This window comes from Marinobacter sp., assembly GCF_048259445.1.
GTDB lineage: Bacteria > Pseudomonadota > Gammaproteobacteria > Pseudomonadales > Oleiphilaceae > Marinobacter.
Map to the genome: position 1 here is coordinate 52,644 of NZ_JBLXHQ010000008.1, position 25,094 is coordinate 77,737.

Annotated in this window: 22 protein-coding genes; 4 read left to right on the forward strand and 18 right to left on the reverse strand. The window is 56.3% G+C overall.

Features of this window, described 5'->3' with window-relative positions; genetic code table 11:
* Positions 1–8: 8 nt before the first annotated feature.
* A complete protein-coding gene (locus tag ACN0RL_RS07760) occupies positions 9–896 on the reverse strand; it encodes an AEC family transporter (RefSeq protein ID WP_417515394.1) in 888 nt (295 codons plus the stop codon).
* 132 nt (positions 897–1,028) lie between these two features.
* On the opposite strand from ACN0RL_RS07760, the gene ACN0RL_RS07765 reads away from it, so the two are divergent.
* Positions 1,029–2,228 carry a MalY/PatB family protein gene (locus tag ACN0RL_RS07765; RefSeq protein WP_417515573.1) on the forward strand — a complete coding sequence of 400 codons (1,200 nt, stop codon included), beginning with the start codon at positions 1,029–1,031 and terminating at the stop codon, positions 2,226–2,228.
* Here ACN0RL_RS07765 and ACN0RL_RS07770 read toward each other — a convergent pair.
* Genes ACN0RL_RS07770 through ACN0RL_RS07780 form a run of 3 tightly spaced genes read right to left on the reverse strand, consistent with a single transcriptional unit; the run spans position 2,212 to position 5,005 of the window.
* Positions 2,212–2,562, reverse strand: coding sequence for a hypothetical protein (locus ACN0RL_RS07770; RefSeq protein WP_417515396.1), 351 nt, complete (start codon positions 2,560–2,562; stop codon positions 2,212–2,214). The genes ACN0RL_RS07765 and ACN0RL_RS07770 overlap by 17 nt on opposite strands.
* A 21-nt stretch (positions 2,563–2,583) precedes the next feature.
* A complete protein-coding gene (locus ACN0RL_RS07775) occupies positions 2,584–3,522 on the reverse strand; it encodes a DMT family transporter (RefSeq protein ID WP_417515398.1) in 939 nt (312 codons plus the stop codon).
* A 46-nt stretch (positions 3,523–3,568) separates the two neighbouring features.
* Positions 3,569–5,005, reverse strand: coding sequence for a succinylglutamate desuccinylase/aspartoacylase domain-containing protein (locus ACN0RL_RS07780; RefSeq protein WP_417515400.1), 1,437 nt, complete (start codon positions 5,003–5,005; stop codon positions 3,569–3,571).
* A gap of 202 nt (positions 5,006–5,207) precedes the next feature.
* On the opposite strand from ACN0RL_RS07780, the gene ACN0RL_RS07785 reads away from it, so the two are divergent.
* Complete coding sequence (locus ACN0RL_RS07785; RefSeq protein WP_048496762.1) at positions 5,208–5,366, forward strand: YqaE/Pmp3 family membrane protein; 159 nt, start codon at positions 5,208–5,210, stop codon at positions 5,364–5,366.
* Positions 5,367–5,402: 36 nt separating this feature from the next.
* Here ACN0RL_RS07785 and ACN0RL_RS07790 read toward each other — a convergent pair whose 3' ends face one another.
* Positions 5,403–7,040 carry an MBL fold metallo-hydrolase gene (locus ACN0RL_RS07790; protein ID WP_417515403.1) on the reverse strand — a complete coding sequence of 546 codons (1,638 nt, stop codon included), beginning with the start codon at positions 7,038–7,040 and terminating at the stop codon, positions 5,403–5,405.
* A gap of 231 nt (positions 7,041–7,271) precedes the next feature.
* Between ACN0RL_RS07790 and ACN0RL_RS07795 the strand changes: the two genes are divergently transcribed.
* Positions 7,272–7,697 carry a thioesterase family protein gene (locus ACN0RL_RS07795; protein ID WP_417515575.1) on the forward strand — a complete coding sequence of 142 codons (426 nt, stop codon included), beginning with the start codon at positions 7,272–7,274 and terminating at the stop codon, positions 7,695–7,697.
* On the opposite strand, the gene ACN0RL_RS07800 is transcribed toward ACN0RL_RS07795, so the two are convergent.
* The 5 genes from ACN0RL_RS07800 to ACN0RL_RS07820 form a co-directional block, all read right to left on the reverse strand.
* Complete coding sequence (locus ACN0RL_RS07800) at positions 7,683–8,975, reverse strand: MATE family efflux transporter (RefSeq protein WP_417515577.1); 1,293 nt, start codon at positions 8,973–8,975, stop codon at positions 7,683–7,685. The genes ACN0RL_RS07795 and ACN0RL_RS07800 overlap by 15 nt on opposite strands.
* Before the next feature lie 279 nt (positions 8,976–9,254).
* Positions 9,255–9,752 (reverse strand): thiol peroxidase, encoded by a 498-nt coding sequence (tpx, locus tag ACN0RL_RS07805; RefSeq protein ID WP_417515405.1) that lies wholly within the window; start codon positions 9,750–9,752, stop codon positions 9,255–9,257.
* An 85-nt stretch (positions 9,753–9,837) separates the two neighbouring features.
* Positions 9,838–11,049 carry a Bcr/CflA family multidrug efflux MFS transporter gene (locus ACN0RL_RS07810; protein WP_417515407.1) on the reverse strand — a complete coding sequence of 404 codons (1,212 nt, stop codon included), beginning with the start codon at positions 11,047–11,049 and terminating at the stop codon, positions 9,838–9,840.
* 211 nt (positions 11,050–11,260) lie between these two features.
* A complete protein-coding gene (locus ACN0RL_RS07815; RefSeq protein ID WP_417515409.1) occupies positions 11,261–12,172 on the reverse strand; it encodes a LysR family transcriptional regulator in 912 nt (303 codons plus the stop codon).
* 52 nt (positions 12,173–12,224) lie between these two features.
* Positions 12,225–13,376: an alpha/beta fold hydrolase gene (locus ACN0RL_RS07820; protein WP_417515411.1), complete on the reverse strand. Its 1,152-nt coding sequence runs from the start codon at positions 13,374–13,376 to the stop codon at positions 12,225–12,227.
* 167 nt (positions 13,377–13,543) lie between these two features.
* Between ACN0RL_RS07820 and ACN0RL_RS07825 the strand changes: the two genes are divergently transcribed.
* On the forward strand, positions 13,544–14,437 hold the full coding sequence (locus ACN0RL_RS07825; RefSeq protein WP_417515413.1) for an acyltransferase: 894 nt from the start codon (positions 13,544–13,546) through the stop codon (positions 14,435–14,437).
* Positions 14,438–14,471: 34 nt separating this feature from the next.
* Here the strand turns inward: ACN0RL_RS07825 and ACN0RL_RS07830 are convergent, their stop codons facing one another.
* From ACN0RL_RS07830 to ACN0RL_RS07865, 8 genes are all read right to left on the reverse strand, one after another.
* A complete protein-coding gene (locus tag ACN0RL_RS07830; protein WP_417515415.1) occupies positions 14,472–14,693 on the reverse strand; it encodes a hypothetical protein in 222 nt (73 codons plus the stop codon).
* 72 nt (positions 14,694–14,765) lie between these two features.
* Positions 14,766–16,742, reverse strand: a complete 1,977-nt coding sequence (locus ACN0RL_RS07835) for a ribonuclease R family protein (protein ID WP_417515417.1) — start codon at positions 16,740–16,742, stop codon at positions 14,766–14,768.
* A gap of 70 nt (positions 16,743–16,812) precedes the next feature.
* Entirely contained in the window at positions 16,813–18,531 is a 1,719-nt protein-coding gene (locus ACN0RL_RS07840) for a diguanylate cyclase domain-containing protein (protein WP_417515420.1), read from the reverse strand.
* Positions 18,532–18,625: 94 nt separating this feature from the next.
* Complete coding sequence (locus ACN0RL_RS07845) at positions 18,626–19,075, reverse strand: DUF411 domain-containing protein (protein ID WP_417515422.1); 450 nt, start codon at positions 19,073–19,075, stop codon at positions 18,626–18,628.
* A 141-nt stretch (positions 19,076–19,216) separates the two neighbouring features.
* A complete protein-coding gene (locus ACN0RL_RS07850) occupies positions 19,217–21,832 on the reverse strand; it encodes a heavy metal translocating P-type ATPase (protein WP_417515424.1) in 2,616 nt (871 codons plus the stop codon).
* A 6-nt stretch (positions 21,833–21,838) separates the two neighbouring features.
* On the reverse strand, positions 21,839–22,270 hold the full coding sequence (locus tag ACN0RL_RS07855) for a MerR family transcriptional regulator (RefSeq protein ID WP_417515426.1): 432 nt from the start codon (positions 22,268–22,270) through the stop codon (positions 21,839–21,841).
* 223 nt (positions 22,271–22,493) lie between these two features.
* Positions 22,494–22,814 (reverse strand): hypothetical protein, encoded by a 321-nt coding sequence (locus ACN0RL_RS07860; protein ID WP_417515428.1) that lies wholly within the window; start codon positions 22,812–22,814, stop codon positions 22,494–22,496.
* A gap of 71 nt (positions 22,815–22,885) precedes the next feature.
* A complete protein-coding gene (locus tag ACN0RL_RS07865; protein ID WP_417515579.1) occupies positions 22,886–25,057 on the reverse strand; it encodes an EAL domain-containing protein in 2,172 nt (723 codons plus the stop codon).
* Positions 25,058–25,094: the final 37 nt, after the last annotated feature.

Sequence of the window (25,094 nt, forward strand, 5' to 3'; positions counted from 1 at the left end):
CTCTTTCCTCAGATGTAGCCGGCGGCAAAAACCAACCCAAGCACAATTGGCATGACAATCAGGCTGCCCAGATTGCTCAATAATACCAGCGATGCGACTTTATGGGGTTCCTGCTGGTATTGCTCCGCAACCATATAGTTGAGAACTGCCGGTGGCAGGGCGGCAAATACCCAGAGTGCTGCCACCTGAAGGCCGGGCAGGTCCAACAGATAAATCATGGGCCACGCCAACAGCAAGCCACTCACCGGGCAGGCGATAGCGCCAAGCATGCCCAGCTTCCAGTCGCTGAAGTCTATGTCGAGCATCCTTACGCCCAGTGTAAACAGCATAAGCGGGATACAGATTTCGCCAAGCATGTTCAGAGACTGAAGCAGCCAGTCGGGTAAAGGTACGCCCCCGAAGTTCACGGCCAGCCCGGCAATGCTGGCAAACACAATGGGGAGCCTCAGACGTTGAAGTATGGAGGTGTGGGGGTCAAGCATGTACAGACCCACGGAAAAGTGCAGCAGCATTTCCACAATGAAGAGCACTATGGCTGCGGGCAGTGCGGCTTCACCAAAGGCCAGAACCAGCAGCGGAATGCCCATGTTGCCCGAGTTGTTGAACATCATGGGTGGCAGGAAGGTTTTCAGGTTCAGGTTCAGAACACGGGCCAGCGGATACAGAACAATCCCGGACCCCAGAACAACAACCGTTGCGGCAAGCGCAAGCCCGGCGTATTCCTGCAGCGGGGCATGCTGATCTGCCAGCACACCAAATACCAGCATGGGAACAAAGAGTTCCATGTTCAGAACATTCAGGCCCTGAATGTCTGGTGTGCGGAACCTTCCATACAGGGCGCCGCAGCCGGCGATGAGAAACACCGGCAACAGGGTGGACAGGATCTGACCAATCATCGAAAACTCCAACAGACGCCGGGGAAGGTTTGTGCGGGTAAACCGTTAGGTTCGCAAGTATTCGGGTGGTTCGGCAAGTATTATAATAACCACCGGAGCCCGATTGCTAACCGACTGAGGAGTGAGCTAGTGATGAACCCCTTTGATCAGCCCCTTGCCCGTGAAAATACCTGCTCGGTAAAGTTTGATGCCCGCAGGGCGGTTTTCGGCCGCGAGGATGTGATTCCTGTCTGGGTGGCAGACATGGATTTCGCTGCACCAGAGGCTGTCACCCGTGCACTTACAGAGCGTGCCGCGCACCCGGTTTACGGGTATACCCTGTTTCCCGAGAGTCTGTTCCAGTCAATAATTGACTGGTTTCGCGAGCGGCATGGCTGGGAAATTCGACGGGATTGGATACTGATGGCGCCGGGAGTCGTACCCTCTCTGCACGCGGCCTGCATGGCCTATGCGGCACCAGGCGAAGGCGTGATTGTGCAACCGCCGGTGTATCCACCGTTTTTCAGTTCCGTTCGGCTCAGCGGCCGGGAGGTTATTGAAAACCCCCTGGTTTACAACGATGAAACCGGACAATACCTGATGGACCTGGAGCACCTGGAAGCCTGCGCCGCGCGTCCTGATGCCCGGCTTCTGATGTTGTGCTCACCGCACAACCCGGTAGGGCGTATCTGGTCGGAAAAGGAGCTCAAAGCTGTGCTGGCTATCGCCCGTCGGCATGAGTTGACGGTAATTTCTGATGAAATTCACTGCGACCTTACTTTCACCGACAAGCCCCGGCACCGGATGCTGGCCACTCTCGCCGGAGCGGACGATGCCCTGATAACCGCTGTTGCACCGAGCAAGAGCTTCAACATGCCGGGGTTGGGATTGTCGGCTCTGATAATACCGGACCGGGAACAGCGCAATGCCATGAAAGCGGTGTTTGATTCCATGCACATGCCGCAGTGCAACCCGTTCAGCGTGGCCGGATTTGAAGCCGGCTACCGATATGGTGCGCCCTGGCTGGATGACTTAATGGCATATTTGCAGCAGAACCGCGACTTTGTGCTGGATACTGTCAACAAACAGTTACCCGGAATACAGGCCCGGGCACCGGAAGGAACCTATTTAATGTGGCTCGATTGCCGGAAGCTGGGGCTGAATGATGCCGCCCTGAAACGGCTTTTTGTGGAAGACGCCGGAGTAGGCATGAACCCCGGCCCTTCATTTGGTGAACAGGGCAGCGGCTTCATGCGGCTCAACATCGGTTGCCCGAAGGCGGTACTGGTCGATGTGCTGCAGCGAATCGAGGCGGCATTGCCGGGCAACCGGCAGGTTACTGATCAACCATAAAACAGTGATCGTCGACGAGTTCCCAGAGTGGCGGCTCGTTCATCCCCGGCATATCCCCGCTGGTTTTTTCGATGGCTTTCCACACTTTGCTGCCGTGGAAGGTCATGTCACCCTTCTGGTACGTCTCGGCCCACAGCCACTGTTCCGGGCGCTCGCAAAGGCCAGAGTTTTCACCGGTTGTGCTCGTTGAATTTGTCGCCGGGTCCGGTGTTTCAAGCTGAGTGGGCGCATCGCCCTGGGCATTGGCGGCGGAACCAAATGCCGTAATAACCAGAATCAGCAGCAGGGATCCCAGCGAGTTATGAATGGTTCTGAAAATGGGCTTCTTGAGCATGTTGGGCTCCTTATGCGTCTATCATGACAGTTTACGGTATTCCGGCACTTTTCGGCCTGCGCGGGTGGCGAGTAAGAGTCCGGCCAGAATGAATGCGCCACCAATTATATGGAAGAGCCCCAGCGATTCCCCAAGGAAAATACTGGCCAGAATCGAGGCAAAGACCGGTGTCAGGTATATAAAAATGGCTGCCCGGGACGGCCCGATGCTGTGCACCGCGTAGTTCCAGAAACCATAGGCCAGAATCCCCGGGAAAATTGCGAAGTAGGCAAGCGGCATAGCCGTTTGACGGGTCAGTTCAAAGCCGCCCGAGAAGAACAGCAGATCACCCAGATAAAATGGCAAGATAACGAGGACGCCAAGCAGGATCTGGGTGCTGAGGAAGGTAAACCCGGGTAGAGGAACGGCCTGGCGCCTGAGCAGTACAGAAAACAGGCCCCAGCTGAACACGGCGGCCACCATGATCAGGTCACCCGGTTGGGCTTGCAGGCCTGTGAGAACCGACAGATCCCCCCGCGCTACCACCGTTAGTATGCCAAATATTGCGAGCCCGATTCCCAGTGCCTGAATCGGCCGGGTGCGATCGCCCAGAACAAGCCACGCCAGCAGCGCCACGAAGATCGGAATGGTGGCATTGATCAGGGCAATGTTGGTCGCCGTGGTGGTGACTGCAGCAACGTATAACAAGGAGTTGAAAGCGCCAACGCTGAACGTGGCAAGTACCAGCATTGAGCCCAGATGCTGGCGAATTACACTGCGGTGCCGCCAGATACCGGGCAAAGCAAAAGGTAGCAGAATAGCGAGCGCTATGACCCAGCGCCAGAAAGCCATGGAGAGGGGCGGTATGCTGTCGACGGTGCCCCGGGCAACAACGGCATTGCCAGCCCAGAACAATGGGGTCAGAACCAGTCCTGCATAGGTCAGGGCTGCAGATCTGGCCGGACTGTTTTCTGAAGGCACATCAGCTCCTGTCGGTCATTCGCGAACGCGTAAAAACGATAGGATACTATTCTCCGGGAACTTTTGCCTTGGTACCAATGTGGTAGGCAGCGAAACCGGCCATAACCACCTGATCAACGGCCATACCAATTATGCGTCCATCGCTGTTGGAGGCGATGGGATACTGGGCATTGGTGATCGGATCTGCGATATAACCAAGAACCTGACCTTTGGAAACCTTGGCGCCCAGTTCAACCTTGCTGAACAGAATGCCGCCATGGTTTGCCCGTACCCAGGCCGAATCGTAATACACCGGCTCCGGGTCGCCCCACACAAACATACGGGAAATCATCCCCTGTTTTTCCATCAGGCTGGCCAGGCTGTTTACGCCGGCATCAATCTGGTGTTCCTGAATGCGGTGGGATTCGCCAGCCTCCAGCGTGACCGCGCGAATGCCGACATTCACCGCTGCGGTACGGAGCATTCCGGGTGATCCGGTGCTATGCACCACGGCCATTCGATCAAAGCCCCGGGTAAATTCGGCAACCGCGGGGTTGTTCATATCGGCACGAAGCTGCGGCAGGTTGGTCCGCTTCAGTGAGCCGGTATGGATATCCACCAGCATGTCACAGTATCGAATAATGTTCTCGAACAGGGAGTTCGCAATCCGATCGGCCAGGCTACCATTCGTGCTGCCGGGAAAGTGCCGGTTAAGATCCCGGCGATCCGGCAGATAGCGACTGCCCTGTTCGAAACCGGGCAGGTTTACGATGGGTATACCTACCACGCTGCCGCTCAATTTTTCCGGATCAAGGTCGTACATGGTCTGGCGAATAATCTCGATGCCATTGAGTTCGTCGCCATGAATCGTGCTTGTCAGACACAGGGTCGGGCCCGCATTGGCACCGTTAACCACCAGTACCGGCGTAGGCTGCGAGAGACCGGCAATCTGAATGCCGGATGACCAGCCCAGGCGCGTGGATGTGCCCGGCAGGACTTCACTGCCAAGCAGAACCAGATTGTTGGCGCGTTGTGGTTTTTTATTCTCTGGTTCGGGTGTTTTTTGCTCCAGAGGCCCGGGCGCAGAGGTGGGTTCATCATCTTCCAATGCTTGGCTGACCTTCGGTTTTTCGCTGTCTGGCCCCTCTTGTTCGCCTGGATTCCGGGGTGGCTCCGGAGTTGGCGCAGGTGCAACATCTTTCAGATCAATGTTGGGCGCTACTTTTTTGGGCTTGATCGCCGGCTTTGGTTTTGGTGTCGGGTTTTCTGGCGCAACGTCTGTAACGGGCCCATGCGCCTTGCCGGTATTTCTCCGGGGCTCTGAGTGCTCCACATCTTCAACATTTTCGTCTTCTGCCAGTTCTGCCAGCAGAATCTCCCGGGCGGGCTTCACCTGTTTTCTGTCGGCTGGTGGGTCTGCCATTACTATGGCAGGCATAGCCAGCATCAGAAGACAAAGCACGGGTTGAAGTCGGGTCAGTGTTTGCAGCCTGGAAAACAGCATGATTCCTCACGGGTGATCAATAAGGGCTCAAGGGTAAAGGTCGAGTGGTGCTCATGGAAATGGCAATAACAAAGGTTTAATGCCATTTTCATAGTGTTGCCATGAACTTCAGGCGAATTTGCGTAAAATTACCGGTCTGCCCTGCCCGCAAGGATTATCGTTGCGGGCAGGTCAGTTATAACCGACGGAGGGAGTAAACAATATGGACCTTTTGCGAATTCTTATAGCAATTTTGTTACCGCCGCTGGGCGTGTTCCTGCAGGTGGGCATAGGGAAGCACTTCTGGATCAACATACTGCTCACTATTCTGGGCTATATCCCCGGCATAGTGCACGCGGTGTACATTATCGCAAAAAAATAGATACCGGCAGGTGCAGCACCTGCCGGCGCCCACTGCTCAGGTTGTTGGCGTAGCCTGCCAGAGCCCGTCTTCCTGAAGGGCTCGGCCATCGGCCTCCAGCTTCAGCAGATGGGCCAGTGCGGATCGGGCGGCGACACCATGAATTGCGGCCGGCACATCGTCGTAGGCTTTGCTGGTCAGGGCTTTAAGGCCCACGGGCGAAAGCTTTTCAAGCGCTTTTGCGACTTTGTGCTCCCGAGACAGCCTATGGGTGATCAGGAAGTCGATAATCGCTTCAGGATGACCCATCACAAAGCCGTGAGCAGGAGCGATGTAACGTACTGGCTCCGCCAGCAGATCGTAGAGCGCCTCCAGATAGGCTTTCATATCGCCATCGGGCGGGTTTATGACCACGGTCGAGCCCTGCATGATGTGATCCCCTGAGAACAGCAGTTCCTGTTCTCTCAGCAGAAAACAGAGGTGATTGGAAGCGTGTCCCGGTGTATGCAGAACCTTGAGCGTGCCAGCATCAGTTTTGATCAGGTCGCCGTGCTCAGGCTGTTCATCTGGCACGAACTTCTCATCCTGTGATGCCCCGGCCGGCGCTGGCCGACCAAAAACCCGACACCCGGTTTTTTCCTTCAGAGCCCGGGTGCCGGGGGAATGATCGAGGTGGGTGTGGGTAACAATCACAGACTCGATTTCCCCTCCTGTGAACTCCAGAATCCGCTCAATATGCACGGCGTCATCGGGCCCGGGGTCGAGCACAGTAAAGCGCTTGTGGCCCAGGATATAGGTATTGGTACCGGGCCCGGTCATCACGCCCGGGTTGGGCGCCGTGAGACGAACCACACCGGCTGCTATCTCAACCGGCTCACCGGGGATAATTTCCGATTTCGTGGTGCCTGCGGCTTCCGGATCCAGCTTGGCGGCTTCATCATAGGCTGGTGCGCCGGGCTCCAGAAGCACCGGTTTGCCGCGCCGGATGGCCGGCCATGGCTCGCTCGGGAAGGGTTCCGGCGGGTTCGCCCAGGCGTATCGCATCAAGGTTTCGACGTTATCGAAATCCCTCAGAACCCGCAGGGTCCTGATGGTGGGCAATGTCATCAGGCGTTGGCCGGCACGGTGTTCTTCCAGCGCCTGTGCCGGGCTGATCCAGACGTGACTGATGGTTTCTTCACCATCATGGCTTACGCGCTGGTTCTCTGGTGCTGCGGTCACAAAAAATCGGGTATCAAAGCGCCTGGGTGGGCCGGGCGGGGTAATCCAGTGGCTCAGATAGGCCAGCCTGTCGAGGGGAATTGTCAGCTTGTGTCGCTGGCACAGTTCGGCGAGGGATAATTCCCCCCTGAATACGGCATTGCGATCCTTGTGAGCGGCATGATCTCCGCTGATTGTGCGTCGATCTGTGTCGACCGCCATCAACACTCCGGCCTCCTCAAAACACTCACGGACAGCGGCCAGCATATAATCTGTACCACCGTCACTCAGGCTCATGGTGTGGCTGATTTCGGTGTCTTCCGGGCCAGCAGCATGTTGACGACCATGGGATTCCTGCTGGTCTACTGCGCCGCCTGGGAAAACGTAATAACCGGGTAAAAATACGGCGTCCCAGGTACGCTGCAATAACAGTATTTCAATGCCGTTCGGGGTATCCCGTACCAGTGCCAGAGTGGCCGCAGGGCGAATGTCCATAGAGTTTCCATTATTCAAAGTCGTAACCTCCGCTTGCCGTTACATCCAGCGCGCAAGCCGAGCTTGTTACGCAAAAGCTGAATTCAGCGCTAAACGATCAAAAATGAAGATAACCGATTTTTGCGACAAGATCTTGAGATGAACACCTCAACTGAACAGAGTATCATCCGGTCCCGCACCCCGACACTTTCCGACATTCCCCGACACATTGCCAAACAGGTACCTTCCACAGTGGCCCGAATCGAACTTTCTTTCCCTGACGATGTATTCTGTTTCGAAACGCTCATGCAGGTTCGGACGACCGACATCAATGGTGCCAACCATCTGGGCAACGATGCTCTGGTATCGATGCTCTCCGAGGCGCGAGCCCAGTTCCTGATAAGTTATGATATCCCGGAGAGCGACAGCGGCGGTGGAGGCATTATCGTGACCGATCTGGCCACCATGTATCAGTCGGAATCGTTCTTTCCCGAAATGCTGCGCTTTGAAGTCGGCGTGATGGATTTCAATAAATACGGTGGCGACTTCGTGTTCCGGGTGACCAAGGCCGGGAGTGGCCAGGCCGTTGCCCTGGCAAAATACGGGTTCGTATTTTTTGATTACCTTCAAAAGAAAGTGGTGCCCATACCGGAGAGTTTCCGGTCACGCTTCGCCTGAACCTTTCACGCTTTTACGCAGTTGCTTCATGCCGGTGCGATAGAAACTGTATGCCATGACGCCGGCGAACAGGTTGCCCACCAGAGCACCGCTCATCAGGCCGTAAATGCCGTTGAGCTGGCTGCCTAGCCACAGGAGTGGCAAAAAGCACAGAAACAACCGCAATGTTGAGACCAGCAGTGCCCTCATGGCCAGGCCAAGGGCGTTGCACACAGACACCATCAGCATACACACGCCAAGGCCGCTGTAGCTGAGTGGCACTCGCACAAGATAAGCCCCCAGAATGTCCTGAACTTGCTGGTCGCTACTGAATAACTCGGAGACAAGGCCGGAGGCGATCAGCCAGATAAGGCCGATAGCCAGTTGCCAGCCCACCACAAAGCGCACCGCAATCCGCACCAGTTTCCGGATCTGTTCAATGTCGCCGGCGCCCAGCATGCGCCCGACCATCGGTGGCATGGACATGGTGAGCGCGAGTACGACCACAATGGAAAAAAATTCAAGGCGCGTACCCAGACCCCAAGCGGCAACAGCGGCTGACCCGAATCCCGCAACCATGGCGGTTGCCAGCATGGCGGACGCTGGCGGCATGAGCTGGCTGACCATGGCGGGCGCCATGATGCTGTTGAGCTGTTTCAGGGCGCGGCCTAAAGCGAGTTCGCGTAGGTCGAATCGGGCCCAGCCACGCTTCAGTAGCTTTGGATAGATAAACAGACAGCCGATGCCGAACGAGGTGACTGTGGCCCAGGCAGCACCGGGCAGACCCCAATCGAAAACAAAAATATACAGTGGGTCCAGGCCGATGTTGGCCAGGCTGGTGGCGACCATCATGTAGCCGGGAAGTTTTGTATCGCCATGGGAGCGGCAAATACTGTAACCGAAGTAGAGAAAGGCTCCGATCCAGGCGGAGAGCAACCAGGGTACCCAATAGCTTCGCACCAGAGGCAGCAGGGCGTCTTCTGCACCTAGCGCGGTCATGATCGGGCTTTGCAGAAGCCACAGGACGACACAGAGTAGGAACACCAGCGTACTGCCTACGGTGATGACCAGGCCGCCCAGGCGAACGGCCCGGAGTTCGTCGCCTACACCCAGGGTCCGTGAAATGATGGCGGTCGTGGCGATGCCCAGGCCAACCTGTAGCCCGATGATGAGCTGCTGCATGGGCAGCGTGAAGCCCAGGGCAGCCAGTGGGTCGCGGCCAAGCTGGCCGATGAAGGCACTGTCAGCAAGCTGGAACGTCATCAGTGAGAGCACGCCAAACAGCATGGGCCAGGTCATGGTGTAGAGCTGGCGGGAGAGGCTGGCGGTTTGGGTGGTATTACTCACGGGGTTGGGGTGATGCCTTGGTCTGGGTTTGGGTGCTGGAGTCTAACAGGTTTACTTTGGAGTTAGCCTTTCGGACGGACCGGCCTCCGCAGACACGCCGTGAACCCGTCCGTGGGGGCTTGGCATTGCCATCCCTGGCAATGCACAGTCTGCGGAGGCCGGTCCGCCCGAAAGGCTTTGTGCCGGAGTGGACTCCCTCCGGGGTGTTTTAATGTCGCTTTGAAAGCCTGATCAAAGAACCTTCAGCGCTGCATCGTAGTCGGGTTCGTCTTTGATTTCGCCTACGAGCTGGCTGTGGATAACCTTGTTGTCTTCATCCAGAACCACCACGGCGCGGGCGCAAAGGCCGGCCAGCGGACCGGTCTGAATGCCGACTCCGTAGTCTTGCTGGAAGCTGTAGTTGCGGAAGGATGAAAGGGTGATGACGTTTTCCAGGCCTTCTGCGCCACAAAAACGGGCTGCAGCAAATGGCAGGTCGGCGGAGACAACCAGTACCACGGTGTTATCCAGAGCGCCGGCTTTCTCGTTGAACTTGCGAGTGGAGGCGGCGCATACGCCGGTGTCGATGCTGGGGATGATGTTAAGGATCTTGCGCTTTCCCGCCCAATTTTCGAGTTTTACATCTTCCAGGCCGCTGTTGGTCAGCGTGAAGGGCGGTACGGTGTCGCCGTTCTGTGGAAACGTGCCGCTCAGTTCAATGGGGTTGCCGTCGAGAGTTACTTTGCTCATAAGTTGCTCCTATCGTTGCTCGGAAATAGCTATCCGGAAATATTCAGAAACAGCTTACTCTGTTTAGACCATTTTGGATGAGTTTTCATCCTGTCTGTGGCTCGAACCCCGGCGCAGGGTGACGCTGAACCAGCAGTCGGTAGCTGGTCAGAGAGGCAATGGCGCAGATGGCAATGATGGTCGCCATTACCAGAGAGGTGCCGTCGTGCAGGTAGCCCACGAGCATGCCGGCGAAGGCTGCGACGGACATCTGGGCGAAGCCGAACAGCGCCGAAGCGGAGCCTGCCATGCGCGGGAAGTTGGCCATGGCGCCAGCCATGGTCTGGGGCAGAACCATGCCGGTGCCGACCATGAACAAGGCCTGGGGCAGGATAACGGCCCAGACACTGAAGACTTCAGCGAGTGCCAGCGCAACCATAAGGCCACCGGCTGCGACTGCAATGAACAGGCCGCGAACGAGAATCTGATCCGGCACCAGGCGGCTGCCCAAGCGAATCGCTGAAAGGTTTCCGGTTACATAGCCCACCACGATGCCGGCAAAATACAGGCCGAACTGTTGTGGTGGCACTTCAAGAAAATCAATCAGTACGAATGAGGAGCCAGAGAGAAACGCGAACAGCCCGGAGAATATCAGAGCGTTTGTCAGGGTATAGCCGAGAAAACTGATGTCGGTACCTATGGCGCGATAGTTCCGCAGCAGGCTGCAGAGTTTCAGCGGCTGGCGGTATTCCGGCCGCATGGGTTCGGGGATGCCGAATGCCACCACGACAGCCATGATCAGGGCATAGCCGCCCAGCGCGAGAAAGATAGAGTGCCAACCCAGCCCTGCAACCATCAGGCCGCCCAGTGTGGGTGCAACGGCTGGGGCAAGCGCCATGATGCTGGCAAGAAGCGCCATGATTTTCGCGGCTTCGCGGGGCGTGTAGATGTCCCGGATGGCTGCGCGCCCAAGAACTGGCCCGGCTGATCCGCCCAGTGCCTGTAAAAATCGGCATAGAATCAGGGTTTCAATATTGCTGGCAAGAGCACAACCAATGCTGGCGATGGCAAACAGCACAAAACCGCCAATCATGATCGGCTTTCGGCCAAACCGGTCAGCCAGCGGGCCGCATACCAGTTGCGCTATGGCAAAGCCAGCCATGTAGAGGCTCAGGGTTAGCTGAACCTGGCTGGTGCCGGTGCCGAAATCGCTGCCAATCTGCGGCAGTGCCGGCAGATACATATCGGTGGCCAGCGGCCCCAGGGCGACGGCGGCGGCGAGCAGTATGGTTGTCCATATACTGGTTAGTGCTAGCATTTATTGTCCATACAAACATTGAGGGAGGCAGGTGTGGGATGGGCTTTCCAAAACACGCTCCTTGCGGCACATCCATGTGGCGCTTGGGCTCCGCACAGTTTTGGAAAGCCCATCCCACACCTGCAATCGACATTGGAGTGGATTCTAGGGGGTACCTTGCTAAAAAATAACAGGGGTGCTGCTCATAGGATATATGAGCAAAAATGATAGGTTAGTCGTTCAGGCCATTCATCTTGGCTGCCACAGCGTTCACCTGGTTTCGTAACCAACGATGAGCCGGATCGTTCTGGTTGCGGCGATGCCAGACCATCAGCAACGTAAAAGGCTTGTAGCTGAAGGGTAAAGGCACCCAGGCAAAATCCCGAAGTAAGTGCTTGCTCATGCGCTCGGGCGCGGTCACCAGCATATCGCTGCCGCGAAGAAACTCCGGCAGGCCGGAGAAGTTGGAGACGGTAACTACGTTGCGACGGGTTAGTCCATGGGCTGTAAGCCCGGCTTCGATGGCAGGCTTCTCGCCGCTGCCAAATACCAGCGCGATATGGTCGGCTTTAACGTAGTCCGTCACGTTCTCCGGCGCCTCGCGTTTTTCTGGATCGTAGAAAACCACCATGCGATCGCCCATCAGGCCTCTTTGCATAATGTCGGTGGTTTCCGGTGCGTAGGGGGAGATGATCAGGTCGCAGATGTCCTTTCGTAGCATTTCCGCGTTGGGGATCCCCGATGCAATCACTTGCAGCATGATGCCCGGTGCCTGTTGCCGCAGGCTCTGCATCAGCGGTGGCAAAAGCAGGTCGCGCTCGTAATCGTTGGCGGCAACGGTAAAGGTGAATTCTGTGGTTTCCGGCGTAAAGGGCGGGCCGGAGGCCAGCGAGTGCAGGTCATCGAGGATCTGGCGAATATGTGGGCCCGCCTGCACTGCGTAGCGAGTGGGCGTTATGCCACGCCCGGATTTGACGAAAAGGGGGTCGCCGAGGGCGTTACGCAGCCGGTCCAGCGTATGGCTGACAGCTGACTGGCTGACTCCAAGTTTGATGGCTGCACGGGACACGCTGCCTTCGTCCAGAACAGCAACAAAGGTCTGGAGTGCGCGGGTATCAAGATTGAATGTATCAATAAGGTTCATGGGTAGCAGTGTAATCCACAACCACGCTTCCCGGAACCGCCCCCTTCCACCATTAATCCGAACGCTCGGCCAGCCACTCTGCCATTTCCAGCCAGCTTTCCCGGGGTGCTTTGCTACCGGCCAGAATACCCATATGTCCGCCCGGAGTGACGCGGAAGGTTTTATCCGCCGAGGTAACATGGTCCATCAGGCGTTTTGCTGCATCCGGCGTTACCATGGTGTCTTCGCTGCCTGCGATAGCGAGCAGGTTGGCGCTGATGTTGTTCAGTTTTACCTCATCGTCACCAATCTGCACGGAACCCTCGGACAATTGATTATCCATCCATATCCGCACCACGGTGTCCTGCACAATGCCGCCGGGGTAGGCGACCATGTGGTCAAGAAAGGCGGCGGTGGAGGCATGGTTGGTGACAAACTCCCGGTCGCCCAGGCGGATAATCAGCTCCCAGTAACCCATAACGCTGCCTAAAGGGTTGGTCAGTTTGAAGCCAATGGTATTAAGCCAGCCGGGACTATGGAGCCAGTTCGGCTTGATATCGTGCACACGCTTGCCTGTATGCTTGTGAACAAAATCTGCAGCCGCGCCAACGCGCTGGCTCAAAAGGCCGAGCAGGCCGGACGCATGGCTGTCAATGGGCGCCCCCAGAACAATCGCGTTACGAACGTGCTGGTCTTTGGTCAAACCGGAATAGAATAGGGTGAACATGCCCCCAAGACTCCAGCCGTGCAGCGTCAGATCCTGCTCACCGCTGTGCTCCCGAACCTTGTTCAGGCAGGCGGGTAACAGTTCAGTCAGGTAGGTATGAAAGTTATAGTGGCTGTGGTCCCGGGTGGGCATGCCCCAGTCAATGAGATACACCTCAAAACCCTTGGCACGCAGGAATCTGACGAGGCTTCGCTGGGGAAGCAGATCGTAAACCAGCATGTTCACGGCCAGTGGCGGAACAATCACGACAGGTGTTTGATGACTTTTTCGTTCGACCGGAATGGTGATGCCATCCAGTTCGATGAAATCTTCCTGTAGCGGCGGATAATAGCGCAGGCTGACCAGCCCGTCGGAATGAAGTGTTTCGAAGGCCGTCAGCCCCCCCTGTATCAGGCTGGCGGCGCGGAATACCCGGTCAAACGCGTTACCTGCGTAGAGAGTTGTCTGCCGCGCAAGCCCTGCGGCTTTTTCGGTTGCGGCTTTGATAAAATCGGACATCAGGAAAATCCATGGTAAATGATGCAGGCTATCTTGCGGTGTCTCTCCGCGCTATGGCAACACTGTCGCTTCCGGCTGGCAATGTGGTCACAATCAGCCACTGCCCATAGCCCGTGGTGATTGGTATGATTGCCCATCACTGGCCCAATAATCAAAACAGGAATTGCATGCTCAGCTTCCTACCCGCTCCCGTTATCGGCGTACTCAACTCCATTCTGCTGGCGCTCAACACACTTTTCTGGTGCCTGTTACTCTATATACCGGCACTGCTGAAACTCATCATCCCCCACAAAGGCTTCAGGGTTCTTTGCACCCGGGCCATCATCTGGATCTCGGAATCCTGGGTGGCTTGCAACACGGGCTGGATGAAGCTGACCCACGGCACGCAATGGCACGTGACTGGCGCCGAAAATCTGCGTCGTGAAAGCTGGTACCTTGTGCTCAGCAATCACCAGAGCTGGGTGGATATATTTGCCATGCAGCGGGTGTTCAATCGTCGTGCGCCTTTCCTGAAGTTTTTTCTGAAACAACAGCTCATCTGGGTACCCGTTATCGGGCTTGCATGGTGGGGCCTGGATTTTCCCTTCATGAAACGATACTCGCGGGAATATCTGCTAAAGCACCCGGAGAAGCGCGGGGAAGATCTGAAAGCCACTCGCCGTGCCTGCGAAAAGTTTCGTTATACGCCAGTGAGTGTAATGAACTTTGTGGAAGGTACGCGGTTTACCCAGGCCAAGCACGACAAGCAGAAATCACGCTATACCCATCTTCTGACACCAAAAGCCGGCGGCGCAGCCTTTGTTCTGGATACCATGGGCGATTCGATAGAGACGCTTGTAGACGTAACCATTGCCTATCCTGGCGGCGCGCCCACGTTCTGGGATTTTATTTGTGGTCGGTCGCGGGAGGTGAAAATGGACATTCAAACGGTTGCCATTCCGGAGCACCTGAAAGGCCGGGACTACTCAACCGATGCCGAGCACCGGCGTAACGTAAAAAACTGGCTGGCAGAGCAATGGCAGGCGAAGGATGCCCGCCTGGAAGAAATGCTTCGCCCCTAGACCTCTCTGCCGCATCTGCGAGCCTGGAGCGGCTTCAGCTTTCGCTGTCGTCGCTCGCCTTGTCGTCTGGTTCAACCTCATCAGGATGCTCCCGCTTGTATCTTTCCCAGTCTTCCCAGTCGTGTGGTGTACCGGCATGGGGCCGGCGCAGGTGTTTTGCGTGTTCTATCGCGTTGTGGCGAAGGCTGTGATCGGGGCTTTCCTCTTCCTTGTCGAAACCGTGTTTTTTCAGAAATTCATCCGGGCTGATGGGCATGGTGCACTTCCTTGAGGTATCGGTGTGTTCCTGTTGGTACGATGCACCCGCCCCTATGGTTTTTCAACCGGCTCAGGAGCCGGGAGTAACAGGGATTTCTTCAGCGTCCACCAGCTTGAAATTGATCTGCCGGCGCTCCTCTTCTACTCCCGAAAAACTGACTCTTACTGCCTGATTAAGCTGGAATATACGGCCGTTCTTATTGTGTACCAAGCGCAGAGTAACCGGATCAAAGCTGTACTTGCCATTGAGATCCCGGCAGCTGACAAATCCTTCCAGCCCGTTGTTTTCCAGGCGTACAAAAAAGCCAGCGGGGATGGTCCGGCTGATTACGCCGGCCATGGGTTCGTCGCCCAGAGTTCTGGCAAAGTCGCTCTTGAGCCATGTCTCCAGACTATTGGCCGCCTGACGTGCTTTGAACTGGGCGTTCTGAAGCGTCATCAGCTGTTGGCTGCTCAGCATCTGCATTGGCGTATCCCAAAGCGCCGCTTTGATAAGCCGGTGCACATAGAGATCGGAGTATTTGCGCAGGGGCGATGTGAAGGTAGTGTATGCATTCAGACCCATGCCCTGATGCGGGGCCGCCGTGAACGACAGCTCCGCCCGGGCCAGCTGCCGCGAAATGATGGCTTTTACCGGCACTTCCGCTTCCAGCTCTGAAGTCTGTTTCATCAATGCCAGAAAACCATCCGGCGTTGTAGCATCGATATCTGCCAGGTGTGGCGCGTAGCCTTCTATCAAGGTACGGATGTTGGCTGAGCGGTCATTGCGCAATCCGGGATGCTGAATAAACAGGCCCGATGGTTGCCCCGCCAGAAAATCAGCAGCGCAGCGGTTAGCTGCAACCATGCATTCTTCCACAAGACGATGTGCTTCGTTCTGTACCGACGGTTCAATAGCGCGAATACGCCGGTTTTCGTCCAGTCTGAGCCGGAATTCAGGTCGTTCACCGCTTAACAGCGCATATTCGCCGCGCCATTTCCGCAATGCGGTTGCGGCCTGGTGAAGCTGGTCGAGGCTGTTGGCGACTGCATCTGGCAGGGCTTTGATGTCTTCGTCTTCGCGACCTTCAATCAGATTCGAGACCAGATCATAACTGAGCTTGCCCCGGGAACGGATGACAGCCTGATGAAAGCTGTAGTCGCCCAGGCTGCCGTCGTTATTGACCTGCAGGTCGCACACCAGGGCCAGCCGCTTAACGTCCGGCATCAGCGAGCACAGCCGGGTGCTGATGGTGTCGGGCAGCATAGGCAGGGGTTCGCCCGGGAAATAGATTGCAGTCGCCCGATTGAAGGCTTCGAGTTCAGCCGCACTTTCAATACCTATGACCGAGGCCGGATCGGCAATAGCAATGGATACAGCCCAGCCTGTGGCGTTAGGTTCTGCCAGCAGGGCGTCGTCCATGTCTTGCGTGGCGGGGCTATCGATAGTGACATAGGCACGATCGGTACGGTCTTCCCGGCCGGATGCCATTGCTTCGATGGCTGCTTCGTCAAGCTTCTCTGCCTGCTGCACGACGGAATCGGGCCAGGCATCTGCAAGGTCGAAGGTGGCCAGGGTAAGAGCGCGCTCAATACCCGGCTCACCGGCTTTGCCAATAACCCGTAGCACTTTGGCCTGGCCCTTGCCGTCATGGATCGGATGCTTGTGTATGCGGCAGTACAGATAATCGTCTGGTTGCGCGTTCATGCGCTCTTTCGGAGGAATGAAAATCCAGCGATTGATGCCGGGCGTTTCCGGCACTACAAAATGCCCTTTTCCTTTTACAAGGTAGCGTCCGACAAAGGTGCTCAACCGGCTTTCGAGAAGTTCGTCGACTACGCCCTGAATTTTGCCTTTATCGACTTCCTGCTCGGTGACATTGATCCGGTCACCGGGAAGCACCTTCTGCATCTCTTCGGGAGGCAGGAATACATCCCGCCCTTCATCCAGAGCGACGAATCCAAAGCGGCCATTGGTGGCTTTAACCGTTCCGGGGAAAACAACTTTGCTTTCCTCAATATCAGACTTTAGCTGGCGCAACTGGTTTAGAGCGTCGGCGTTGAACATGGGTTAACCTGGCTGAAAAAATGAATGATGGGGCGGAGTATAACGGTTATGGCGATACGAGTCAGACCCGTTACACGGCGTTAATTTCGGTTTTATCCGAGAGGGTGATGCAGACGCGGTTGCGGCCGTCATTCTTGGCGCGATAAAGCGCACTGTCGGCATTGCGCAGTATGGTATCGATGTTGTCCCCGGGCTTCGAAAAATAGCCGCCAACGCTGACCGTTACCGGTGTTCCGGTCTTTTGGCTCTCCTGCTCAACGGTTTTGCAAATGCGCATGGCAATATGTTCCAGCGTTGCAGAATCACAGGGTGAGAGCAGAATAACAAATTCATCGCCGCCCCATCGCCCCGGGTGATCGTAGGGGCGGACACCGGCTTTCAGCCACAAAGCAACACGGCACAGGATCTCGTCGCCAGCCTGATGGCCGAGCTGATCGTTGATCGATTTAAAGTGATCAATATCCAGCCAGATCAAGCCAAAACCGTTGCCCAGCCGTTCCGCCCGCTGAATTTCTTCTTCCAGTACTTCGTCCAGCCCCCGACGGTTTTTCAGATTAGTGAGCGGATCAATGCGAGCCAGGCGCGCCAGTTCGTCGGTACGCAGGGAAACCTTGTTTTCCAGCTCCCGGGTGGAGTCGCGCAGGCTATCAGTCATTTTTTCAAAATGGTCAACGAGCCGGCCGATCTCGTTATCCGGTTTGTCCAGGCGGGGTAGCGTAAAACTGCCTCTGCGCACCTTTTCCACAGCCTCTTCCAACCCTACGATGGGCTTCAAGATGCGTGACTGGATGATGAGGTTGAACACAATCAGGGTGATGAGGAGGCTTGCGATAAAAACAGCTACCAGAGGCCACAGGTAGCTCTCGGGCAGCAGTGTGTTCAGATCAAGCAGGGTTATTTCAAACCAGCCAATGGCAGGCAAAAAAGCCACGCCGGCCAGGTGTTCGCGACCCTCGACGGTGACAAAACCGCTTTCTACGTGGCCTGCCTTGCCGGAGCTTTGCTTCAGCAATTGCAGCATGCCGAGAATCTTCTGTTTATCTTCGGGGGCATCAAACAGCAAGTCGACGGTGCTTTTCTGGCCTTCGGGCTTGATAACGCTGGCAAAATCAATGTAGTTGCGATCCCGGTATAGCTGTATCGCACCGGTATAATCGACAAACAGTGTGGTGATGCCTTCCTGGTTGATATCAACGATATCCTGCAAGAAGGTGTCGAGATTCATGCCCGTGCCGACCATGCCCACGATCTGATTTGCAGAGTCGCGCATCAGCACATCGATCCAGAGTTTGGTAACGCCCAGTTCCGTATCGGGGTTTACGTTCAGATGGAAATCACGCCCTTCTTCGATCAGTTGGTAAAACCAGGCGTCATTGGGTTCTTCAGGATTCAGAACATAACGGAACTGTTTGCCGTCAAACTCATTTTTTTCGTTGTTGAAGTAATAGCGACCACTCTCTCTGAGCGCGACAAAATAGCTGTTGTCGCGAAAGTTGGCGCGAAAACTCTCCATCTCGCGAATAGCACTCTGTTCGAGGGTTGGGTTGCCGGGGTCGGCAGCCCAGTTGATCAGCGCGGTGGAGTCTGCCATTTGCCGGGCGAGACCTATCTCACGCTCGAGGGACTGCAGAAGGCGGGCGCTGTCATAGCGTACCTGTATCTCCGCCACCTGGCGCCCCCAGCGCTCGATCAAATCTGCAGAGAGCACCCGGTAGGCAAACCAGGAGGCACATGCAGCGATAATGATGAGGCCAGCGGCAAGGCTGAGAAACCGGGTTTTAAGGCTCAAAAATTTCCGTCTCCGTTTTCCGGGGGATCGGGAGCAATAATAGAGCACAGGCTGTCGCGTGTGTAGAAAAGAATGTCAGAAAAAGGGCCGTGGGCTAGTTGTGCTCGGAAAACACCCTGGTCTGGCCTTGTTCGTTGAACATCAGTACCTGGTAGTGGTCTTTACGGTCTCCCATTTCCATACCCGGAGAGCCTGCCGGCATGCCAGGGACTGCCAGGCCTCTGGCTTTCGGAGCATCGGCAATCAGCCGGTGAATGTCGTCTGCGGGTACGTGGCCTTCGATCACGTAGTCACCTACGAAGGCGGTGTGGCAGCTGGCCAGATTCGGGGTAAGGCCGGCTTCGATCTTGACGCGGTTCATGTCGTGGGTGTCGGTGACTTCCACATCAAAACCGTTGCTTTCCAGGTGCTCAACCCAGTCGGTGCAGCAGCCGCATGTGGGCGATTTGTAAACGTGAATGCTTTGAGCGGCGCCCGCTGCCAAAAGTGGCGTGCTGAAGCCGAGGGTGGCAGTCAGGGCGAGTCCCAGAATCTGTTTTTTCATGGTTTTGCTCTCTTTCGTGTTGTGTTCAGTGATGGCTTTGATCCCGTGCTGAGGCATTGCTGTCCGTTGACGAAAGCCAGAACCACCAGACGATGGCGGTCATAAGAACAAATCCACCGGCATTGACCAGTATTGTTTCCATCAGTTCCGCTCTCCGTTTACGTTTGCGTCCGGGCTTTGGGTTTTTGCAGGCCTGCGACTGGTTTTGAACAGGCGCAGCCGGTTGGCGTTGGTAACCACCGTCACGGAGGACAGTGACATAGCTGCGCCGGCAAGAATCGGGCTCATCAATATGCCCCAGACCGGATACAGCAGGCCTGCGGCTATGGGAATTCCCAGGCTGTTGTAGATGAAGGCGCCAAAAAGGTTCTGGTGAATGTTTTTCACCGTGGCCCGAGAGATTTCGATGGCATCCGGCACACCGTGCAGAGAACCGCGCATCAGGGTGATGGCTGCGCTCTCGATGGCCACGTCGGTGCCGGTACCTATGGCAAAACCAACGTCGGCTGCGGCCAGTGCGGGTGCGTCATTTATGCCATCACCCACCATGGCTACGGTGTAGCCTTTGCCGCGCATTTCGTTTACGACGTCGGCTTTGTCTTCTGGCAGGACTTCGGCGCGGTAATCGTCGATGCCGGTTTTTGCGGCAATGGCTTTGGCTGTGGCGTCTATATCACCGGTAACCATCATGACCCGTATACCGGCATCATGCAGGCGCTGAATGGCGGCCTCCGAATCTGCTTTGATGGCATCCGCAACCCCCATAACGCCCAGCAGCTCAGTGCCGCTGGCGAGAAACAGTGGCGTGCCGGCCTGCTCGGTAATGGTTTTTTCAACATCGGCCAGGCCTTCCAGGGAAATACCCTCGGCTTCCAGCCAGCGGCGGTTGCCCAGCCGGATGATGTCACCCTCAAACCGGCCCGACACACCTTTGCCATTCAGCGCTTCAAAGTCAGTCACCTTGAGGGGCTCCGCGTTTTGCTCTTTGGCCTTGTCAACGATGGCTTCTGCGAGTGGGTGCTCGGAATGCTGTTCAAGACCGGCTGCCAGTGCCAGCAGCTGCTTTTGATCGCCATTCACCGCGTGCAGGCTGGTCACTGCCGGATGGCCTTCGGTTATAGTGCCGGTTTTGTCGAGAATCACCAGGTCCAGTTTGCCGGCGGTTTGCAGGGCGTCACCCTGGCGAATCAAGGCGCCATATTCTGCCGCCTTGCCAACACCCACCATCACCGACATAGGCGTGGCCAGGCCCAGGGCGCAGGGACAGGCAATGATCAGGACTGTGGTTGCCGCGATCATCATATGCACAACCGCAGGCTCCGGCCCGACGTTGTACCAGGTCAGCGCGGCGGCCACCGCAATGAGCATGACACTGGGCACAAACACCGACGATATCTTGTCCGCCAGGCGCCCGATGGCGGGTTTTGAGCCCTGGGCTTTCTTTACCAGATGGATAATCTGAGCCAGGGCAGTTTCGCTGCCCACCCGGGTTGCTTCGTAAATAATGCTGCCGTGAGTGTTGAGCGTACCGGCAGAAACCTCGTCATCCACCGCTTTACTGACGGGCATGGGTTCGCCGGTAAGCATGCTTTCGTCGATACGGGTACTGCCCTCAATAACGCGACCATCTACTGGCAGGTTCTCACCGGGGCGAACGCGGATATGATCGCCCTTGCGAACATCTTCCACGGGAATGTCCTGTTCCTGGCCGTCACGGATAACCCGTGCCGTTTTCGCCCGCAAGTCCAGCAACCGGCGAACCGCCTCCGATGTTTTGCCTTTAGCGCGAAGCTCCAGAGCCTGACCCAGGTTGATCAGGCCGATGATCATGGCCGAGGCCTCAAAATAAACGTGCCGCGCCATCTCCGGCAAGGCTTCGGGAATGCTTACCACGGTTATGGAGTACAGCCATGCAGTGCCTGTACCCAGGGCAATCAGCGTATCCATGTTGGCGTTGTGGTGCCGGAAGGCTTTCCAGGCGCCAGTGTAGAAATGCCCACCGGTACCCGCCATGACGGCCAGAGTAATCAGGCCGAGAACAAGCCAGGTGCTCTGGTTTGCGTCGGTTACCGACATGGAGCCGAATCCCATGCCCCAGATCATCAGGCCAACACCCAGGCCCAGACTGATGGCCATTTTTAACAGCAGGGTTTTGTACCGTTTTTTGTCTTCTTCTTGCTTCTTGTCATCTGCGGCATCGGCGTCTTCGATCACACTTGCGCCGTAACCGGAACTTTCCACCGCCCTGATCAGAGCCTGCGGATCAGACGTGCCCGTTGCCGTGGCCGTATTGTCCGCAAGATTCATATGGGCATGGGTAACCCCCGGCACCGACTTCAGTGCCTTCTCGATGGTATTCACGCAGGAAGCGCAGGTAGCGCCGGTCACGGCCAGATGCACCTGATCGTCGCCTTGAACAGGCGCTGCCTGCCTTTCCGGTTCGCTCTCACTCGCCGATTTATCCGCTGTTTTGTCAGCGGTGGCTTCTGCTTTTTCAGACCTGGACGCGCAGCAACTGGCAGGCTTCTCCGCCTCTTCCAATGGTTTCGCCGGGTAACCCGTCTCGGTGACAATTCTGGCGGCTTCCGAGGCATCCATACCTTCTGGTAAGGCAACCGTCTGATCCTCCAGGTTAACCTCTACCAGGCCTGCATCGCCGGTCAGCGGCTCCAGAGCATTACGAATCTTCCTGGCGCATCCCTGACAGGTAGCGCCGGAAATGCTGAGAGTGGTCTTTAGCACAGGTGCGTCGCTCATGGTGATTTACTCCTCAACCTGCTTTTCGGGAGCCTTGTCATCCCAATGTTCAATCAAACGGCAGATGGTATGTCCATCCGGTGTGCCGTCCGGCATATCCTGCCAGGCGGCCAGCGCTGTTTTCATGCGCTTGCGCAGCTGTTGCAACTCACCAATCTCCCGCTCTACCTCTGCCAGCCGCTGCTGAAAAACATCCCGAACCATAGGGCAGGGCGAGTGATGGTCGTCTGCTTTGTCCAGAACCTGCTTGATCTCCGGCAGTGAGAATCCAAGCTGGCGAGCCTTACGAGCAAAGCGCAGGCGCCTGAGATCTTCAGCATCGTATTGCTGGTAGTTGTTGTCCGGGTTGCGGGAAGGCTTGAGCAGCTTTTCCCGAGTGTAAAAACGGACGGTGTCCGGGTTCACCCCGGCAGACGTAGCGATTTCCTTGACTTTCATATCGAGCAGCATCCGCCAAACGTTAATGAGCGGTGGTGTGGGAGGCTTGTCCGAAAATGCTCGGAGCCAGGGAAGGCGGAGAGCAAGCGTACATGGACGTATTCACAGCGGTTTTCGGACAAGCCTCCCACACCGCCGCGGCTATCACCGAAGCGGGATAGCCGACAATATAGAAACTTGAGAACACAATAAAACCTATGACCTACTCACAGGTCAAAGGTTTTCAGGAAGAGGAGCTTTTCGCTCGAAGGAAGGTACCGCAACTTTTGCACTGATCAGGCGCCATTAACTTGGCCTGCCAGCCAAGCTTATGACCGCAGGCAGGGCAAGCAAGGCGCAGCTGCAAAACGATAATCGGAGTAACCAGCGCAGCAAGCAGAAGGCCCAAAGGCCCCCAGTCGTCGCCACTGGAAAGCCCGAGCTGGCTGCTGAAAACCAGAACAATCACCAGAGCCACGAACGCAAAGATGAAATAATTCCGGTTCCAGTGTTCCCACCGGCGAAGCTTGCTGTCCTGTTCCGGCGTCAGATAACCCGTGACCATAAAATCTCACCTGAAAAATTCAACCGCAATTCTGGGGCTGATGTACCGTGATTACAAACCGGGAATAGCCATTACACTTTTTCAAAAGCGCCACTGGACAGTGCTTTTTCCAGCTCTGCCGCAGGAACAGGGCGACTTATGAGATAGCCCTGAGCCAGGTTGCAGCCCTGGCTCTTGAGTAAGTCCAGCTGCGCCCGGGTTTCCACGCCCTCGGCCACCACCTGTAAGCCAAGATTGTGAGCCAGGTTGATGACCGCCCGGGTGATCACAGCATCATCATGGCGCTCAGTCACTTCCGTAATGAACGAGCGATCGATTTTCAGAAGGTCTACCGGAAAATTTCTCAGGTACGCCAGGGACGAATAGCCGACACCGAAATCATCAATCGCCAGATGTACGCCAAGATCGTGCAGGCGCTTCAGCTGGCCCAGGTTGTGCTCTATGTTCTGAATGAAAATTTCTTCGGTGAGTTCCACTTCAAGTCGATCAGCGGGGACACCCTCGGCTGCCAGAGTGTTACGTACCCGTTCAACCAGGCTGTCATCATCCAGCTCCCGCCCGGACAGGTTCACGGCTACTCTGAGATGTTCAAAGCGGGTTCCTCTCCAGGCCGCCAACTGTTGGCAGGCCGCCATCATTACCCAGTGCCCGATCTCAGTTATCCGGCCGCTTTCTTCCGCCAGTGGGATGAACTCTCCCGGGGCAAGCAGACCTCTGCGGGGGTGTTGCCAGCGGATAAGCGCCTCGACACTGTTGATTTCACCGCTGTCCAGATTCAGCTGAGGCTGATAATGCAGGACAAACTCATTTTCAACCAGGGCCTGGCTGAGATCCTTTTCCAGCTCCAGGCGCATGACCTCCCGTTCCTGCATACCTTCGGTATAAAACTGATAGGTATTGCGGCCCTGACCTTTTGCGCGGTAAAGGGCTATGTCAGCGTTGCGCAGCAGGGTGTCCGCGTCCAGGCCACTCTGGGGGTAAACGGCAACCCCGAGGGTTGCTGTTAATTTGTGAGCTTCACCCTGAACCTCAAATGGCGTTTCAAAACACTGCTTGATCCGGCCGAGCAGGTAAAGGACATCGTCGATATCCTCCACATGCTGCTGACAGATCATGAACTCGTCGCCGCCGGAATAGGCTACCGTAATGCGCTCGTTGCTGAGCTGGTTCAGGCGTCCCGCAACCTTAACCAGAAGGGCATCACCAAACTGATGCCCAAGAGAGTCATTCAGCATCTGAAAGCGGTCGAGATCCAGCATCACCAGCGCCACCTGGTGCGACTGACGATTCGCGATATTAAGCGTATGGGCAAGGTCTTCCATAAAGAAGCGACGATTCGCCAGGCCGGTGAGGACATCGGTAGATTCCAGGCGTACTAGATCCTGCTGGATGGTTTCGCGCTGCGCAATTTCTTCATCCAGTTTCTGTCGGGCTGACAGCAGGGCCTGATTGCGCTTGAGAATAAGCTGCAGGAGGAGGGTAGTGAGGCTGGTCAGCAAGCCCATGACAAGAAGGGTAATAAACGTCCAGCGTGGCCAGGGGCTACTTTGTTTTTCGAACCACTGCGGCGACGGCTCTAGATTCAGTTGCCAGTCCAGCGTCGGAAGCTTGATCGGCACGGTATAGGATGTGGTGGTGCCTGTTGGCTCAAAATCACTGAGGGTATACACGGTGGCACCGTTACTGCGAATTTCAACCCGGAACATTGCGGGTTCCCGGGTGGCCATAAGCAGTCGCGCCAAAGTTTCCATTTTGAATACACCTGCAACAAAACCATTATTGTCAGGCCCGCTGCCGACCGGAGCGTAAATAACAATGCCTTTGCCCCCCTGGCGCAGTTCGATCACTCCGGAAATATCACTGTTTCCAGTTTGAGCTGCAGCTTCAAGAGCTTTGCGGCGCTGCTTGTTAAACGCAGAGTTGAAGCCAACGACACCTTCGTTGGACGAAACAGGTTCCAGCCAGCGAATAATGAAGTCGCGGTCTATCCACTCGATGGCCTGATAGATGCGGAAATCAGCAAGATAATTGTATGAGTCTTCACGCCATTCGCTTTCCAGCGTTTGCGGGTCCGTTGCCAGGCGGCTGGCCATGCGACGGACAGCATCAACGTGAACCATGAACTCCCGTTCGAGGGTGTTGGCCATGCTCCGGGTTTCATTTTCAAGGTTTGACTGTATCTGGCCCGTATACTGCTCGGTCAGGCCGAAGCGGAAACCTGCCGCCAGGGCGAAAAAAACCATGAAGATCACGACCGGAAAGGCAGGGTGCAGCAGTCGC

Bases quoted from the DNA above. Each gene is read 5' to 3' on its own strand.
- ACN0RL_RS07760 (WP_417515394.1), bottom strand. From the start codon at position 896: ATGATTGGTCAGATCCTGTCCACCCTGTTGCCGGTGTTTCTCATCGCC.
- ACN0RL_RS07765 (WP_417515573.1), top strand. From the start codon at position 1,029: ATGAACCCCTTTGATCAGCCCCTTGCCCGTGAAAATACCTGCTCGGTA.
- ACN0RL_RS07770 (WP_417515396.1), bottom strand. From the start codon at position 2,562: ATGCTCAAGAAGCCCATTTTCAGAACCATTCATAACTCGCTGGGATCC.
- ACN0RL_RS07780 (WP_417515400.1), bottom strand. From the start codon at position 5,005: ATGCTGTTTTCCAGGCTGCAAACACTGACCCGACTTCAACCCGTGCTT.
- ACN0RL_RS07785 (WP_048496762.1), top strand. From the start codon at position 5,208: ATGGACCTTTTGCGAATTCTTATAGCAATTTTGTTACCGCCGCTGGGC.
- ACN0RL_RS07790 (WP_417515403.1), bottom strand. From the start codon at position 7,040: ATGGACATTCGCCCTGCGGCCACTCTGGCACTGGTACGGGATACCCCG.
- ACN0RL_RS07800 (WP_417515577.1), bottom strand. From the start codon at position 8,975: ATGACCTGGCCCATGCTGTTTGGCGTGCTCTCACTGATGACGTTCCAG.
- tpx (WP_417515405.1), bottom strand. From the start codon at position 9,752: ATGAGCAAAGTAACTCTCGACGGCAACCCCATTGAACTGAGCGGCACG.
- ACN0RL_RS07810 (WP_417515407.1), bottom strand. From the start codon at position 11,049: ATGCTAGCACTAACCAGTATATGGACAACCATACTGCTCGCCGCCGCC.
- ACN0RL_RS07815 (WP_417515409.1), bottom strand. From the start codon at position 12,172: ATGAACCTTATTGATACATTCAATCTTGATACCCGCGCACTCCAGACC.
- ACN0RL_RS07820 (WP_417515411.1), bottom strand. From the start codon at position 13,376: ATGTCCGATTTTATCAAAGCCGCAACCGAAAAAGCCGCAGGGCTTGCG.
- ACN0RL_RS07825 (WP_417515413.1), top strand. From the start codon at position 13,544: ATGCTCAGCTTCCTACCCGCTCCCGTTATCGGCGTACTCAACTCCATT.
- ACN0RL_RS07830 (WP_417515415.1), bottom strand. From the start codon at position 14,693: ATGCCCATCAGCCCGGATGAATTTCTGAAAAAACACGGTTTCGACAAG.
- ACN0RL_RS07835 (WP_417515417.1), bottom strand. From the start codon at position 16,742: ATGTTCAACGCCGACGCTCTAAACCAGTTGCGCCAGCTAAAGTCTGAT.
- ACN0RL_RS07845 (WP_417515422.1), bottom strand. From the start codon at position 19,075: ATGAAAAAACAGATTCTGGGACTCGCCCTGACTGCCACCCTCGGCTTC.
- ACN0RL_RS07850 (WP_417515424.1), bottom strand. From the start codon at position 21,832: ATGAGCGACGCACCTGTGCTAAAGACCACTCTCAGCATTTCCGGCGCT.
- ACN0RL_RS07855 (WP_417515426.1), bottom strand. From the start codon at position 22,270: ATGAAAGTCAAGGAAATCGCTACGTCTGCCGGGGTGAACCCGGACACC.
- ACN0RL_RS07860 (WP_417515428.1), bottom strand. From the start codon at position 22,814: ATGGTCACGGGTTATCTGACGCCGGAACAGGACAGCAAGCTTCGCCGG.
- ACN0RL_RS07865 (WP_417515579.1), bottom strand. From the start codon at position 25,057: ATGGTTTTTTTCGCCCTGGCGGCAGGTTTCCGCTTCGGCCTGACCGAG.